The sequence below is a fragment of the Flavobacterium sp. B330r genome (assembly GCF_056824325.1).
On sequence record NZ_CP124860.1, the window covers coordinates 5436866 to 5452981 of the forward strand.

15 protein-coding genes are annotated in these 16116 nt (G+C 34.9%); 14 read left to right on the forward strand and 1 reads right to left on the reverse strand.

Going from position 1 to position 16116, the window contains the following annotated elements; all coding sequences use genetic code 11:
- Nucleotides 1-3 precede the first annotated feature (3 nt).
- The 9 genes from QLQ95_RS23800 (at nucleotide 4) to QLQ95_RS23840 (ending at nucleotide 9509) form a co-directional block, all read left to right on the forward strand.
- Nucleotides 4-3168, forward strand: coding sequence for an efflux RND transporter permease subunit (locus QLQ95_RS23800; protein ID WP_320494673.1), 3165 nt, complete (start codon nucleotides 4-6; stop codon nucleotides 3166-3168).
- A 128-nt stretch (nucleotides 3169-3296) separates the two neighbouring features.
- Nucleotides 3297-4715, forward strand: coding sequence for a TolC family protein (locus QLQ95_RS23805; protein WP_095931606.1), 1419 nt, complete (start codon nucleotides 3297-3299; stop codon nucleotides 4713-4715).
- Between the two features lie 408 nt (nucleotides 4716-5123).
- Nucleotides 5124-5585 carry a hypothetical protein gene (locus QLQ95_RS23810; protein WP_482501974.1) on the forward strand — a complete coding sequence of 154 codons (462 nt, stop codon included), beginning with the start codon at nucleotides 5124-5126 and terminating at the stop codon, nucleotides 5583-5585.
- A 227-nt stretch (nucleotides 5586-5812) separates the two neighbouring features.
- Nucleotides 5813-6418, forward strand: coding sequence for a Crp/Fnr family transcriptional regulator (locus tag QLQ95_RS23815; protein ID WP_482501975.1), 606 nt, complete (start codon nucleotides 5813-5815; stop codon nucleotides 6416-6418).
- Between the two features lie 74 nt (nucleotides 6419-6492).
- Nucleotides 6493-7224, forward strand: a complete 732-nt coding sequence (locus tag QLQ95_RS23820; protein ID WP_482501976.1) for a GNAT family N-acetyltransferase — start codon at nucleotides 6493-6495, stop codon at nucleotides 7222-7224.
- A 496-nt stretch (nucleotides 7225-7720) separates the two neighbouring features.
- A complete protein-coding gene (locus QLQ95_RS23825) occupies nucleotides 7721-8101 on the forward strand; it encodes a DoxX family protein (RefSeq protein WP_095931610.1) in 381 nt (126 codons plus the stop codon).
- Between the two features lie 13 nt (nucleotides 8102-8114).
- The gene (locus QLQ95_RS23830) at nucleotides 8115-8324 is read left to right on the forward strand and encodes a hypothetical protein (RefSeq protein WP_095931611.1); all 210 of its coding nucleotides are present in this window, start codon (nucleotides 8115-8117) and stop codon (nucleotides 8322-8324) included.
- A gap of 181 nt (nucleotides 8325-8505) precedes the next feature.
- Complete coding sequence (locus QLQ95_RS23835) at nucleotides 8506-9012, forward strand: DinB family protein (protein WP_482501977.1); 507 nt, start codon at nucleotides 8506-8508, stop codon at nucleotides 9010-9012.
- Between the two features lie 29 nt (nucleotides 9013-9041).
- Nucleotides 9042-9509, forward strand: coding sequence for a DUF1440 domain-containing protein (locus tag QLQ95_RS23840; RefSeq protein ID WP_095931613.1), 468 nt, complete (start codon nucleotides 9042-9044; stop codon nucleotides 9507-9509).
- Between the two features lie 83 nt (nucleotides 9510-9592).
- Here the strand turns inward: QLQ95_RS23840 and QLQ95_RS23845 are convergent, their stop codons facing one another.
- Nucleotides 9593-9754 (reverse strand): DUF1328 family protein, encoded by a 162-nt coding sequence (locus QLQ95_RS23845; protein WP_008467744.1) that lies wholly within the window; start codon nucleotides 9752-9754, stop codon nucleotides 9593-9595.
- Between the two features lie 273 nt (nucleotides 9755-10027).
- Here QLQ95_RS23845 and QLQ95_RS23850 point away from each other — a divergent pair, with 273 nt between their 5' ends.
- The 5 genes from QLQ95_RS23850 to QLQ95_RS23870 all read left to right on the forward strand — a co-directional run bounded on the left by QLQ95_RS23850 (nucleotide 10028) and on the right by QLQ95_RS23870 (nucleotide 15957).
- On the forward strand, nucleotides 10028-11083 hold the full coding sequence (locus QLQ95_RS23850) for a glycoside hydrolase family 130 protein (RefSeq protein WP_482501978.1): 1056 nt from the start codon (nucleotides 10028-10030) through the stop codon (nucleotides 11081-11083).
- Complete coding sequence (locus QLQ95_RS23855; protein ID WP_482501979.1) at nucleotides 11064-13334, forward strand: glycosyltransferase; 2271 nt, start codon at nucleotides 11064-11066, stop codon at nucleotides 13332-13334. The genes QLQ95_RS23850 and QLQ95_RS23855 overlap by 20 nt, the downstream gene beginning before the upstream one ends.
- A 265-nt stretch (nucleotides 13335-13599) precedes the next feature.
- Nucleotides 13600-14358, forward strand: a complete 759-nt coding sequence (locus QLQ95_RS23860) for an MlaE family ABC transporter permease (protein ID WP_095931616.1) — start codon at nucleotides 13600-13602, stop codon at nucleotides 14356-14358.
- A 4-nt stretch (nucleotides 14359-14362) separates the two neighbouring features.
- Nucleotides 14363-15139, forward strand: coding sequence for an ABC transporter ATP-binding protein (locus tag QLQ95_RS23865; RefSeq protein ID WP_371611641.1), 777 nt, complete (start codon nucleotides 14363-14365; stop codon nucleotides 15137-15139).
- 23 nt (nucleotides 15140-15162) lie between these two features.
- Complete coding sequence (locus tag QLQ95_RS23870; protein ID WP_482501980.1) at nucleotides 15163-15957, forward strand: MlaD family protein; 795 nt, start codon at nucleotides 15163-15165, stop codon at nucleotides 15955-15957.
- Nucleotides 15958-16116 lie beyond the last annotated feature (159 nt).

A 16116-nucleotide genomic window follows, 5' to 3' on the forward strand; every position in this document is an offset into this window, starting at 1 on the left:
ATAATGTTCAAAATATTTATACAAAGACCTGTACTGGCAACCGTAATTTCCATTTTATTGGTGATTCTGGGAGTATTGGGTTTAACTAAACTGCCTTTACAACAGTTTCCTGATATTGCGCCACCATCGGTTTTGGTAACGGCGGTATATCCGGGAGCCAACGCAGAAACGGTTTTACGTTCTGTGGCACCTTCTATCGAAGAATCTATAAATGGTGTAGAAAACATGACTTATATGAGTTCTACAGCTAGTAACGACGGTACTTTGGCTATTACAGTTTTCTTTAAACTGGGTACAGATGCCGATCAAGCTGCGGTAAACGTACAAAACCGTGTTGCGCAGGCAACAAGCCAGCTTCCTGCAGAGGTTGTACAACAAGGTATTGTAACGGCGAAACAGCAAAACAGTTTCATCATGGCAATTGGTATGTACACTGATGATGAAGCAAAATACGATCAGACGTTTGTGGCCAACTATGCGCAGATTAATATTATTCCGGAACTAAAACGTATTCCAGGTGTAGGTTCTGCCAGTATTTTTGGTGGTGTAAAAGATTACTCTATGCGTGTTTGGTTGAATCCAACACAAATGTCAACTTATAAAGTAACTCCAAGTGAGGTTATGGGTGCTATTCAAGACAAAAGTTTGGAAGCGGCTCCAGGGAAATTTGGAGAGCGAAGCAAAGAAGTTTTTGAATACGTTATTAAATATAAAGGGAAATTAACTAAACCAGAAGATTATGAAAATATTGCTATACGTTCTAATGCAGATGGCTCAGTACTTCGCTTAAAAGATGTAGCGAGAGTTGAATTGGGTGCGTACTCTTACAATAGTTTAACTCGTTTAAATGGTAAAAAAGGAATTGTAATTGGGGTTATTCAGTTAGCTGGATCTAACTCAAATGATATTCAGATTGCCATTAACAAAATGATGGAAAAGGCTTCTAAAGATTTTCCAAAAGGAATCAAACACAATATTTTCTATAGTACAAAAGTATCTCTTGACCAATCTATCGAACAGGTTGAACATACGTTAATAGAAGCTTTTATACTGGTATTTATTGTGGTATTTATCTTCTTGCAAGATTTTAGATCAACATTAATCCCGGCCATTGCTGTACCTGTAGCAATTTTAGGAACGTTCTTCTTCATGCAGTTATTCGGATTTTCGATCAACCTTTTAACACTTTTCGCATTAATTCTGGCGATTGGTATTGTGGTCGATGATGCCATTGTGGTAGTCGAAGCGGTGCATGCGAAAATGGAGCACAAACGTTTGTCTCCAAAAATCGCAACCCATGAAGCAATGCACGAAATAACGGGTGCTATTATCTCGATTACGCTGGTAATGGCTGCTGTATTCCTGCCGGTTGGTTTTATGGAAGGCTCAACAGGAGTTTTCTATCGTCAGTTTGCTTTTACGATGGCGATTGCAATTGTAATTTCGGCTGTAAATGCTTTAACATTGAGCCCCGCGCTTGCCGCATTATTCTTAAAAGATAATCACGGAGCTCACGATCACGACGCGCCTTATGTGAAAAAAGGATTTAAAGAGAAATTCTTTAGCGCTTTCAATAGCAGTTTTGAATCGTTGACAAACCGTTACACAGGCGGACTTAAATTCTTAATCAGAAGAAAATGGTTGAGTTTAGGCGGATTGGCTTTAATTACATTGGCAACAGTGGTAATGGTAAAAACAACTCCTCAAGGGTTTATTCCAACAGAAGATCAAGGATTTATTGCGATTGCAGTAAATACGCCATCTGGAACATCATTGGACGGAACTCAAAAAGTAATGACTGAAGCTGAGAATACTTTAAAAGCATTAGACGCTTCACGATTTGTAACCGCAATTTCAGGTTTCAACTTATTGACCAATTCTACAAGTCCATCTTCTGCAGTAGTTTTCGTATTGCTTAAACCAAACGAAGAACGTGGAGAAGTAAAAAACATTGACGAAATCATGAATCAGGTTCGCGGTAAACTGGGAGCTATTTCTGGCGGAAGTTTCTTCGTATTCAGTTTCCCAACTGTTCCTGGATTTAGTAACGTTGAGGCTTTAGATTTAGTTCTTCAGGATAAAACAGGAGGAAAACTCGATAAATTCAGCGGTATTTCTCAAAACTTTATCGGTGAGTTAATGAAACGTCCGGAAATTGCAGTTGCCTTTACTTCTTTCAAAGCAGATTATCCACAATTGCAATTGGAAGTTAACGACGAAAAAGCGAATCAATTGGGTGTTAATGTAAAAGACATTTTACAAACGATGCAGGCTTACTTTGGTAGCGCACAGGCATCTGACTTTAACCGATTTGGTAAATACTACCGTGTGGTTGTTCAGGCCGATATCGAAGACAGAGCAGATCCAACAGCAATTGACAGAGTTTTTGTAAAAAACAAAACAGGCGAAATGGTGCCGATAAATACATTAGTTAAACTAACTCGTATTTATGGTTCAGAAACCGCTTCTAGATACAATTTATTTAACTCAATTTCTATTAATGCGATTCCGAAACCTGGATTTAGTTCTGGAGACGCCATTAAAGCAATTGAAGAAGTAGCAGCACAACAATTACCTGCAGGTTACGGGTTTGAATTCTCGGGCCAGACTCGTGAGGAGATTTCTTCCGGAGGGCAATCGGCTACAATTTTCTTACTGTGTTTGATATTCATTTATTTCTTACTTGCTGCACAGTATGAGAGTTATATCCTTCCTCTAGCCGTTATCTTATCGATCCCTGCAGGTATTTTTGGAGTATTCGTTGCTATTGGTCTAACTGGAATTGAAAACAATATTTACGTACAAGTTGCTCTTGTCATGCTGATCGGGCTTCTCGCCAAAAATGCCATCTTGATTGTGGAATTTGCGGCGCAGCGAAGAAGATCAGGACAAGGTTTAGTAGCAGCTTCAATCATGGCAGCAAAATTACGTTTGCGACCAATTATCATGACGTCTCTTGCTTTTGTGGTAGGTTTAGTTCCAATGATGAGTGCCAAAGGCCCATCTGCACAAGGTAACCACTCCATTAGTATTGGGGCAGCTGGAGGGATGCTTTCGGGAGTAATTCTAGGATTATTTATTATTCCTGTTTTATTCATCATCTTCCAGCATTTACAAGAAAAAGTGAGCGGAAAACCAATCGCTGTAATTCATAACGAAGAAAAATAATAAATGGAAAACTATATAACAACCATTCTTGTCGCCATCATATTTGGCATCGGATATATATCGTACAGAATCTCAAGAGATCTAGAAACTAGAAAAGATACTTGTACAGAAATTTAATAAAAACACTAATGAAAAATCATATAACCAAAATCGTGACCTTCGCCATTCTGATCACGACTTTAATATCCTGTAAAGTCTCAAAGGATATTGAAACTCCAAAAGATGCATTTCCTGAGAATTTCAGGAATGCATCGGTTTCGAGTGATACAACCAGTATTGCCGATGTGGAGTGGAAAAATTTCTTTACAGAAAAAGATATTATAAAATTAATTGACAGTGCCGTTGCGAGAAACAACGACCTTCAGATTGCCGAAAAGAACATCGAAATTGCGCAATACCGTTTTACACAGTCAAAATGGGGAAATGTACCTCAGGTTAACTTATTTGTAAACGCAAGTACAAGCAATCCGTCAGACAATAGTTTTACGGGATTGAACTTAAATCAGGCAATTGGAGCTAAACATATTGACGACTATTCTGCTGGAGCTTCTCTTTCTTGGGAAGCTGATATTTGGGGAAAGATCAGAAACCAAAAGAAAGGGGCTTACGCAGGATATCTTCAATCTGAAGAAGTAAAAAAAGCATTGCAGACCAATATTGTTGCTAATGTTTCTAGAGGATATTATAATCTTTTGATGCTAGATGCACAATTGGATATTGCCAGACAAAACCTTCGTTTAAATGATAGTACAACGAATATTATCAAATTAAAATACGATGCGGGTCAGGTAACCACTTTGGCGATTCAACAATCGGAAGCACAAAAATTAAACTCAGCGCAATTGATTCCGTTATTGGAACAAAATATTGCGATTCAGGAAAACGCTTTGAGTGTTTTAACAGGTTCTTTTCCAAATTCTAAAGAAAGATCTATTCAATTAAGTGCAATTGAAGTAAAACACAATACAGCAATCGGAGTTCCATCTGCCTTAGTAAGCAGAAGACCTGATGTAAAAAGTGCCGAATTGGCTCTTAAAGCAGCTAATGCAAATGTCGGTATCACGAAAGCGGATTTATACCCAGCTCTCAGAATTACGGCTCAAGGCGGCTTAAACTCTTTCGAAACCAGCAATTGGTTCAACATTCCAGCTTCATTATTCGGAACTGTTGCAGGCGGGTTAACTCAACCTCTTTTAAATAACAAAAGAGTGAGAACACAATATAATATCGCTGTCGCGGAAAGAGAAAAAGCGGTTTTAAGTTTTAGACAATCAGTTTTGGTTGCTGTAAGCGAAGTTTCGGATGCTTTGGTTAAAGTAGAGAAATTACAACAACAGGAAACTTTCTTGAAAGAAAAAGTAAAAACATTGCAGCAAGCAATTAAAAATGCCAACCTTTTATTCAAAAATGGTATGGCAGAATATCTTGAAGTTTTAACTGCGCAGGCCAATTTATTGCAAAGTGAACTAGAACTTGCTGATATTAAAAGACAACAACTTACAGCCAATACAGATTTGTACCGCGCTCTAGGCGGAGGCTGGAAATAATACCTGTTACATTACCCGTTAATTATTTATTTTTTGAGATGAAAACGCTGTGGAACCTTTGGGTTTCATGGCGTTTTTTGTTTTTAAATTTGCCGCGAAGGCGCTAGGGCTCAAAGTTTTTTTAAGTTTCTTGTAGTCTCAATGCTTTCGGGATTGGAGATTAAACGGATTTTTATCTTATTTTGTGTCCTTTTGAGTGCCGTTAAAGGAGATGAAAAGTAATAGCTAGAAATGATAAATCTTCTCTACAAGCTCTAAACAGCAATTAAATCCTCTTGCCTCATTTCGTGCGATTTCTCTTTCTCAAAAAAATAATAAATCTTAACTTATTTTCTTACTTTTGAAAAATAAAACTTAGTGTTTTAGCGCCTTCGTGGCAGAAAATATCAATTAAACAAATTTAAACTAATGAAGAAAATAGCATTTTTTGCGCTTTTAGCTTTACTATTTACAAGTTGCAAACAAAACAGTTCAGAGCAAGAATTAGAATCAGCTAAAACCCCTGCTGATACTGTTACCGTAGCCAAAAAAGAAATAAAAGAGGAAAGTCCAGAAGAAGGAGATTGTAAGGATATAGAAGTTGAAATGGGATCTGGAAGAGAATGTATTCTAAAGGATACAGATATTAATCAGGTTTATCAAAATATCATTAAAAACAAAGAAGTAGATGAGTCAGAGTACTATTTAACTACTATTCCAACAGAAAAAAAATCTATTGAAGTAAATAAAGATGGATTAATGTCTATTGATTATGAAATCACTAAAGACAAAGTAGCGATTACGATGAATTATGCAGGTGGCGTAACCGAAGTAACGCTAGAAAAAATAGATAATACAGTTAAAAGAAGCATTTATCATTATGCTGATTAATGCAAATAATTACTATTCTTTTGAGAAACCGCTATAAAGCTTTTTGTTTTTTAGCGGTTTTTTTTATTTGCTACAAAGTCTCAACGATTTTTTTATGCTGGCCATTAATTTTCACTGGTTTCTTTTTTATTCGAAAACATTTATAAAAATAATTCGTGGAAATTTGTGAAATTCGTGGCAACAAAAACTTTGTGTCCTAACGCCTTCGCTGCAAACCCTAAAAAAAAATGACTTTCAATAAAGAAACATACCTAAATAATCTAAAACAGACTATTGAAAGCTATTATCCTATTTCCGAAAAATCTTGGAAACTAATTGAAAGTATAACCAGTTTTCAAACACTTAAAAAAGGAGAAGCATTATTACGAAATGGAGAAATTGCTAAAAATCTTCATTTTATTGCAAAAGGAGTTTTGCGAACTTTTATAACCGATGAAGAAGGAAATTTCTATAACAAAAACCTTTTTCTTGAAAATTATCTTGCGGGTTCTAAAGTTTCATTGATGCTTCAAACACCTTCCAATTTTACTATCGAAGCTTTAGAAGATTCCATTGTAATCAATATCAATTATAAAAAATACATTGAGTATATTAACGAAAATGACGATCTTAAAAACTTCTATATCGCTCACTTAGAAAGGCATTGGATTATCGAAAAAGAACAAAGAGAAGTCGCACTCGTTATGCAAAATGCCACAGAAAGATATATCACACTTCTTGAAAAACATCCTGACATGGCAGATCGTGTTCCGCTATTGCACATTGCATCGCATTTAGGCATTACTCCAACGCAGTTAAGCCGAATTAGAAAAAGTCTAGAAAAAGATTTGTAAATCAACATATGTAAAGGTTTTTCAGGAAAGCTCGTTTTATCTTTGTTTTAGATTTAATTCGATATCCAAAAAAAATGAAAAATAAAGATCTCATCAAAGATAATATTGACAATCTTACCACACTTTGGAAAACTGTTGCAACTCCTCTCCTTTCCTATCATAAAAATGATCCGTTCCAATTCAGTCAAATAAAAAATTCAGGCTGGCCCAATAGATTATGGTTTCGAGAAGATATTACCGAAGAAAGCTTTACGCAGATTATGGAAATCATGGAGAAAAATCCTGGTTTGGTTATTCCATACTGGGATATTTTTGGCAGCAATTCAAAATCATTTTTTGAAAAAAACGGCTTTAATATCCGTATTCATCTTGTGGCAATGGCTTTAAAATTAGGTCAAAAATTTCCGCTTCAAAGTAAGCTTACTTTCAAAAGAGTTCTAAATGAAGAAGATGCCAAAACCTGGTCAGATATTTATCCGCTATCTTTTAGTTATGTCATTAGTAAAGAAACACTGGTTCATAATTATGAAAATGTCAAATTTTATTTGGTTCATTTTGAAGGAAAAGCGATTGGAACACTAACACTTTTTCAAACAGGAAAAACAATGGGTATTCACGGCGTTGGTATTATTCCAGAAATGCGCAAAAGAGGTTTTGCAGAAGAAATCATGAAATTCGCCATCAACGAAGCTATTGATGCCAATTGTAAATATGCACAACTACAAGCTTCTGCTTTAGGAAAAGGCATTTATACCAGATTAGGTTTTGAGGATTTGTTTACTATTACGAATTACCAACTGAGTTAAATTCCAAATTTTAAAATTCCAATTTATCAGCAAATTAATTCTCTCGCAAAGACGCGAAGTCGCAAAGTTTACTTTTTTAAGTTATTTTTCTTTGCGGCTTCGCGTCTTTGTGTGAGTTATTTTCATTGAAACTTTGACAAAGGTTTTTTAATTATAATTCTTCATGTTTAATGTCATGCTGGGCGAAATCGAAGCACTCGTACAGTTAAGCACACTAAATAGATTCAGCATGCGATCCTTCGACTTCGCTCAGGAAGACACTTAAAACCTTTACAACTTTGCGCCTTTGCGCCTTTGCGAGAACTATTTTCAATCTAAAATCCATATTCTATATTCTATATTCTATACTCTAAAATCTAAAATCTACATTCTAAAATCTAAAATCAAAATCTTGTCCCAAATGCCCCCAAAATAGTCATAAATAGGTATTTCATGAAAAAATAAGAATAGTACATTTGTAATACATTAACTAATAACCATTTAAAACAAATACCCAATGAAGACAACAAAAATTATTTTTTGGACTACTACTATTTTAATCTTTTTATTTGAAGGCGTTATGCCAGCTTTAACCTCTCAAACTGAATTGGCCAAGGAAGGAATCAAACATCTAGGATATCCAGAGTATTTTGGAAATGCATTAGTTGTATTTAAAATTCTCGGAGTTTTAGCTTTAATTATTCCACAAGTTCCGGGACGTATAAAAGAATGGGCTTATGCAGGATTTGCTTTCGATTTTATTTTTGCTTCGATAAGTCATTTTGCAGTAGACGGAATCGGTTTTCAAGGATTCTTCCCTCTAATCGTTTTTGCCGTTTTAATTGTATCGTATGTAACATATCATAGAATACATCGTTATAAAAACATAGCACTCTAACAACCAAAACTTTATGATTGAAGTTTTTAAAACAAATGTTCAAGAAGCTGCTCAATGTTTGATCATCATTGAGAAGCTTCTTGAGCATTATCCAGACAGCTCGATCAACTTCGATTTAGAAGATTGCGACAAAATCCTCCGTATTCATGCATCCGATTTTTCGAATACAAAAATTATCGATATTTTAAATTCACACGGTTACTTCTGCGAAGCCCTTCCTTAAAAAATTAACACTTCTCAAATACTTGATTTATAGTATTTTAATATTTTTTATTGTATATTTGAAGGAGTACCAGTTTCCCTAATTCTATAAATTAAATTTCACAGATAATGTACTGAGGTTTTATAATAAACCAATCGGTAAACATGAACTGTCGAATTCTCTATTTCTAAAATTAAAAAAAATGAAGAGCGCTATTCAAAATACCATACTGGAAACCTACACTAAATTGCATGATTTAGTTTCCTCTTTTTCAAAAGAAGAAATCAATATTGTTCCGTTTGAAGGGAGCTGGACTGCTGGTCAAACCACACAGCATATTACTCTGGCCTGCTCTGGTCTGACTATGCTTTTTGCAGGAAAAACAGAAAAAACAACTAGAGAACCTGATGAAAACGTAAAAGCTCTAGATGCTATATTTTTAGACTTCGCTACCAAATACCAATCACCCGAAAATATAAAGCCCCCAGATATCGAATATGAAAAAGGCACTTTGTTAGCTTCTATCAAAAAAATACAAAATGATTTGTTTGAAGCGGCAGAAACATACGATTTAACGCTTACTTGTCTGGACGCTAAAATACCTGGATTTGAACATTTCACAATTTACGAATGGCTTCGTTTTGCCATTGTACATGCGCAGAGACATACACATCAGTTAAAATCGATTTACGAATACATTAAAAAATAATAGAGCAGTATTTAACTAAAACTATTTTTATGAGATCAAAAGTTAGAACCATTGTTTCATCTGGTTTAGTTGCAGGAACATTAGACATCACTGCCGCTATTTTGATTTATGCAGGAATATTACATAAAACAACAGCAGAAAAAATTTTACAGTCTATTGCAAGCGGTATTTTTAAAAAAGAAGCGTACACAGCAGGGACAGAAATGACTTTTGTGGGCTTGGGACTTCATTTCTTAATTGCTTTTATTTTTGCTTGGTTTTATTTTAAGATTTTCCCTTACATCCCATTTTTTAAAATAAATACATTATTGTCGGGAGTCTCATACGGGTTCTTTATTTGGGTAATCATGAATCTTGTTGTTCTGCCCATTGTCTTTCCTGTTTTACCCGAGAAAAATTTAGATTTTCCGCTTTTGCTTTCTATTCTTATTGTAATTTGCTGTGTCGGGATTCCGATTGCTTTTATAACGAGAAAATATTACGCTAAATGGTATTAGAAAAAGGTACAAAGTGACAAAGGCTCAAAGGTGCAAAAGTCAAAAACTTTGAACCTTGCTACTCTGAACCTTTATAAAGAAAATTAAACCTTTCTTCTTCCTGTAATTAATGAAATGATAAACAGGACTAAAAAAATGAAGAATAAAACTTTTGCAATGCTTGCAGCTCCGGCAGCAATACCACCAAAACCAAAAATTCCAGCTATAATAGCAAGAATAATAAATATAACTGTCCAACGTAACATAGTATTGATTTTTTAAGTTCTTAATATGACTATTTTATAAGCCTTTTTTGTGTATTTCAAAGTTCTTTTATTCCTACAAATCTTATTAACTCTATACGCTTAATTGTTATCCCTATAAAATTAAACTAAAGCCAGAGTACACAGCACTTTCACTATTATTTGCAAGCCTTACAGAATTACCATGTTTATGCTTTTGAGTTAATTTTTTGATCGATTGGATTAATTGCCGCTTCTATACTAAAGTAATTTTAGATAAAATTTTTAACCATAGTGATGGAAGCTAAAAAACATGGTGTCATTTTAGAAAAAACAGATCGAACTTTTGAAGAATTAGGTGTTTTAAACCCTGCGATTTATCAAGATGGAAATACTGTTCACATGTTTTACAGAGCTGCAAAAAGAGGAAACTTTTCGACCATTGGTTACTGCCGTTTTGAAGGACCAACCACTTTAGTCGAAAGAAATACACAGCCCACTTTTGTACCAGAATATATTTATGAAATTCATGGTGTCGAAGATCCGAGAATTACCAAAATTGACGATAGGTTTTACATGACTTATGTCACTTATGACGGAATTAACGCCTGTGCTGCATTGGCAGTTTCAAAAGATTTAAAAGTTTTTAAAAAGAAAGGAATTATAACGCCAAAATTCATGCTTCACGAATTTACAAATTTGATTCGTAAGCATTTACAGAATCCAAGTATCGCTAAGATTTTGGCTTTTAATACCGAAAGAAATTATCCGCTGACAGAAACTATTAAAGAGAATCTGTTTGTTTGGGATAAAAATGTAGTTCTTTTTCCGAAAAAATTCAATGGAAAATTTGTTGCCTTGCATCGCATATTTCCATCTATTCAAATTTTTTCGTTTGAAAAGAAATCAGAATTAACAGAAGATTTTTGGAAAAACTATTTAAAAAATCTTCCAGATTACATTGTAATGGAACCTAAATATGATCACGAAACAAGTCATATCGGTCCAGGAGCCCCGCCAATAGAAACAGCAGATGGCTGGCTTTTAATTTATCATGCTGCCGAAAGAAGAGAAAAAGGATTGGTTTATCATGCCGCCGCTGTTTTACTGTATTTAGAAGATCCTTCAAAAGTTATAGCAAGACTGCCAAAACCCATTATTACTCCTTCTGAATATTATGAAAGACATGGTTATGTCAATTATGTGGTTTTCCCGACAGGAACAGCCATTTTTGACGGCCAACTATATATTTACTATGGCGCTGCCGATGATAAAATTGCGGTAGCCTCCTTGAACCTGAACGAGTTATTAACCGAGCTAAAAAAGAATTCTCATGAAGACAATATCAAATAAATCAAAAATAGTTTTTTTATCTACTTTTCCGCCAACGCAATGCGGCATAGCAACTTATACACAAGATACCATAAAAGGAATTACAGATGTTTACGGTAAATCTATAAAATGTGAAATTTGCGAACTGGTTAATGAACCAAAGGAGTATCCGACACAGGCTTATACCTTAAACACAAAAAATAAAACAGAATATACTAAAGTAGCAGAAGAAATCAATAAGGATGAAGCTGTGAAACTAGTTCATATTCAGCATGAATTTGGTTTGTTTTCAGGAAATTACGGAGATGATCTTCTAGATTTTTTAAATGTTATTAAAGCCCCTGTTACGTATACTTTTCACAGTGTTATTCCGAACCCAAATGACGAATTGAGAACATTTGTAAGGCTATTGTTGAGCTACAGCAATTCGGTTTTTGTAATGACTAATAAATCTAAAGAAATACTAATTAACGACTATGCTATTGATGAAGAAATAATTACTTGCGTACCCCACGGAACCCATATTGTAATATATGAAACTCCGGAAAAGGCAAAAGAAAAATTGAATATTCAGGACAGATTAGTACTTTCAACTTTCGGCCTTTTGGGCGAAGGTAAAAATATAGAAACAGGCCTACAGGCCTTACCAAAAATTATCGAAAAGGCGTCAAACGCTTTATATCTGATAATCGGAAAAACACACCCCAATTTAATAAAAGATGGTGTCGATACTTATAGAGACAAATTAGAAGGTTTAGTAAAAGAATTGAATCTTCAGGATAATGTTCGTTTTGTCAATCAATATTTAGATACCGATGCACTTTTAGAATATCTACAAGCAACAGATATTTACATGTTTACATCCAAAGACCCGAATCAGGCGGTAAGCGGCACGTTTGCCTATGCCATGAGCTGTGCATGTCCGATTGTGGCTTCTAAAATTCCGCATACCAAAGAAGTATTAACTCCAGATTCTGGTATTTTAGTTGATATTGGAAATGTCGATCAATTTGCCGAGGCGGCAATTAAATTGATTGGAGATGAGAATTTGAGACATGAAATGGGCATCAATTCTTTTACAAAAATGCGCGCTTCTTCTTGGGAAAATGCTGCAATAACTCATATGAATACATACAAAAACCTGATCAAAAATCCGTCAGAAATAAAATACAGCTATCCTCCTATTCAGTTAAAACATATCAAAAAACTAACGACAGAATTAGGAATTATTCAGTTCAGTAAAATTTCTATTCCAGATCTAGATTCAGGATATACTTTAGATGATAATGCCAGAGCTTTAATCGCTTTCTGTATGCATTACAAACAAACACTGGACAAAGACGATCTAGCTTATATTTTAATCTATTTAGATTTCATTCAACGCTGTCAAAAGCCAAAAGGAGACTTTATCAATTATGTCGATCAGGAAAACCGCGAACATATTGAGCAAAATGCCGAAGTAAATTTAGAAGACTCAAATGCAAGAGCTATTTGGGCGCTGGGAACCGTTGTTTCAATGTCAGACATTCTTCCTGAAGCTATTACAAAAAAAGCAACAAAATGTTTATTGAACTCTTTAAAATGGACTGAAACTATTCAGTCGCCACGTTCTATTGGTTTTGCAACAAAAGGTTTGTATTTGTACCATACTACAGTTCCTAATTTATACGTTGCAGCAATTATCAATAAACTGAATGCTAAACTTTTGGCCAACTATGAAGACACCGCAACAGAAGATTGGCAATGGTTTGAAAATTATCTGACTTACGGAAACGGAACTCTACCAGAATCAATGCTGTATGCTTATTTAATTACCAATAAACCGGTGTATAAAAAAGTAGCACTAGATTCATTAGACTTCTTAATTTCTAAAACATTTGTCGACGGAAACTTTAAAGCCATTTCTAACCAAAGTTGGCATCATAAAGGGTCAGAGCCTGATCAATACGGTGAACAGCCAATTGATGTTACTTACACAATTCAAACTTTAAATGCATTTTATAATGCCTTTAAAACACCAGAATATAAAAAGAAAATGAAAGCGGCCTTTAATTGGTTTTTAGGTAAAAATCATTTAAATCAGATTATGTATAATCCTGTAAGCGGCGGCGGTTATGACGGACTTGAGAAACACAATGTAAACTTAAACCAAGGTGCAGAATCTACTGTTTGCTATTTAACCGCAAGATTACTAATGGAAAAACTAGCCATGTCACAATCGCGTGTTATTCCGATACAAAAATCACGAAGCGGCATTGCTATAAATTTATAAGAAAAAATACTGGAGCTAACCAAATACTTCATTTTTTAAACCCTGAAAATCCCTTTCTTAATGAAAGGGATTTTTTGTTTGCGGACACTAACGTCAAAGTGTTTTAATTATTGTGAGCTTATGAAAATTATATAAGGCTGATGAAAAGTTGTGTAATATATTTTAACAAGTATTGAGCTAACTTTCCTCTATAATTTAATGATTTGAAAAAACTGTTAAATAATTGATTTTCATTTCACATCATTCACCTTAAAACCAAAACATTTTGATCCTTGCAATTAAAAATACATTCGCCGAAATTGGAGAGACCACCTTATTCGCCAAAAGGTTTTTTAAGGAGGTTTTTATTCCGCCATATGAGACCAAGGAGTTTCTAAAACAATGTTATGTTATAGGATATAAATCTCTGCCATTGGTCGCAATTACCGGTTTTATAATGGGATTGGTACTTACACTGCAATCGCGTCCAACGTTGGTAAAATTTGGTGCAGAATCTTGGCTTCCTGGAATGGTGGCGCTTTCGCTGATAAGAGAAATTGCACCTGTAATTACTGCGTTGATTTGTGCTGGAAAAATTTCATCTGGAATTGGAGCCGAACTAGGATCAATGAAAGTAACAGAACAGATTGATGCTATGGAAGTTTCTGCCGTTAATCCGTATAACTATTTAGTGGTAACGAGAGTGCTAGCCTGTACTTTAATGGTTCCGCTTTTAGTGTTTTTTGCCGATGCTGTCGGAATCATTGGTGGTTATGTAGGCATTAACATTCATGGCGATGTCAACTTCTATCGATTTTTAACCCAGATCATTCAATCCTTAGAATTTCTAGATCTGTTTCCAGCCACTATTAAAACTTTCTTCTTTGGATTTTTTATCGGAATGATTGGCTGTTATAAAGGTTTTAATGCTTCTAACGGAACAGAAAGTGTGGGTCAGGCTGCCAATTCTGCTGTTGTAACAGCGTCGTTGAGCATTTTTATTATAGATATGGTTGCTGTACAAATAACCGATTTATTCTTTTAAAATGATGAAAGAAAAACTACATAAAGAACCCAAAACAAAAGAGAAAGATAAAACTCCGATTATCGAGATTAAAGATCTTCATAAAACTTTTGGAAAAGATAATGCCGTTTTAAAAGGCGTAAATCTCACTTTGAATAAAGGCGAAGATTTAGTGGTTTTAGGACGTTCAGGCTCGGGAAAATCAGTTACGATAAAATGTATCGTTGGATTGATTGAACCAGACAAAGGCGAAATTAAAGTTTTTGATGAAAATGTCCTTAATATTTCAAAAAGCGAGCTGAATGAAATTAGAGTCCGAATCGGTTTTTTGTTCCAAAGCGGGGCACTTTACGATTCGATGTCCGTTAGAGAAAATCTCGCTTTTACCTTGACCAAACACAAACGCGATTTAAGCCAAGAAGAAGTCGATAATGAAGTAATGGAAGCATTAGAAAGTGTAGGACTTGCCGATGCCGTAGACAAAATGCCTTCTGAACTTTCAGGCGGTATGAAAAAAAGAATTGGTCTAGCGCGCACGCTAATCTTAAAACCAGAAATTATTTTGTACGACGAACCCACAACGGGTTTGGACACGATAACTTCAAGAGAAATCAGCGAATTGATCTTGGATATTAAACACAAACAAAAAACTTCTTCCATCATTATTACTCACGATATGGCCTGCGCAAAAATGACAGCCGATCGAATTGTAGTTTTAAAAGAAGGTGTAATTCATGCCGAAGGAACATACGAAGAATTAGAAAAAGACGAAGACGAATGGGTACGCTCATTTTTTGAATAAAGCAAAATAAAATAATAGAAATCATGGAAAAGGAATCTGGATATACTTGGAAATTAGGAATGTTTGTAACGATAGGTTTACTGCTTTTTATAATGGCCGTATATTTTATCGGAAAACAGCAAAATCTTTTTGGTTCAACCTTTCATATTAGCTCTCAGTTTAAAACGGTAAGCGGTTTAGAAGTCGGAAATAATGTTCGCTTTTCTGGGATTAATGTTGGAACAGTAGAACAAATTCAGTTAAAAAATGACTCGACCGTAAGAGTTGTTTTGGTCATGAAAGAAGAAGTTCGAAAATTCATTAAAACGGATGCCACGGCCAGTATTGGGTCAGATGGTTTAATGGGCGATAAAGTTTTGACTATTTCTCCAGGCGCTAAATCTCAAAAAGAGATTGAAGACAACGGGCAGATTGCTTCTGTTGACGGAATTGAAATGCACGATATTATGAAAAGCGTGAAGAAAAGCGTAGACAATATTGGCGTGATTTCAGACGAAATAGCCATTTTTAGTCACAGCATGAACAACGGAAACGGCGCTTTGGCAAGATTGGTTAAAGATGATAAAATGGCCAACAGCGTTTCTAATACGCTTTCTAATCTAGAAACAGGTACAAAAGGTTTCAGTGAAAATATGGAAGCGGCAAAAAGCAATTTCCTTTTTAGAGGCTACTACAAGAAAAAAGAAAAAGAGAAAAAGGAGAAGCAAGAAGAAGCTAAAAAAGAGAAAGAAGAAAAAGCTGCTAAAGAAAAGGAACAAAAAGAGAAAGAAGAAAAGCAAAAGCAGGAAGAGGCTAAAAAGGCAGAAACTAAAAATTAAATTCCAAATTTTTAAAATGCCAAATTCCAATTCTCATTTTATGTCTTCCTGAGCGAAGTCGAAGGATACGCACTGTAAAACACGATCCTTCGACTTCGCTCAGGAGGACAAACATTATAAAAACCCAGCATTTCACAATTCACAATTTACAATTCACAA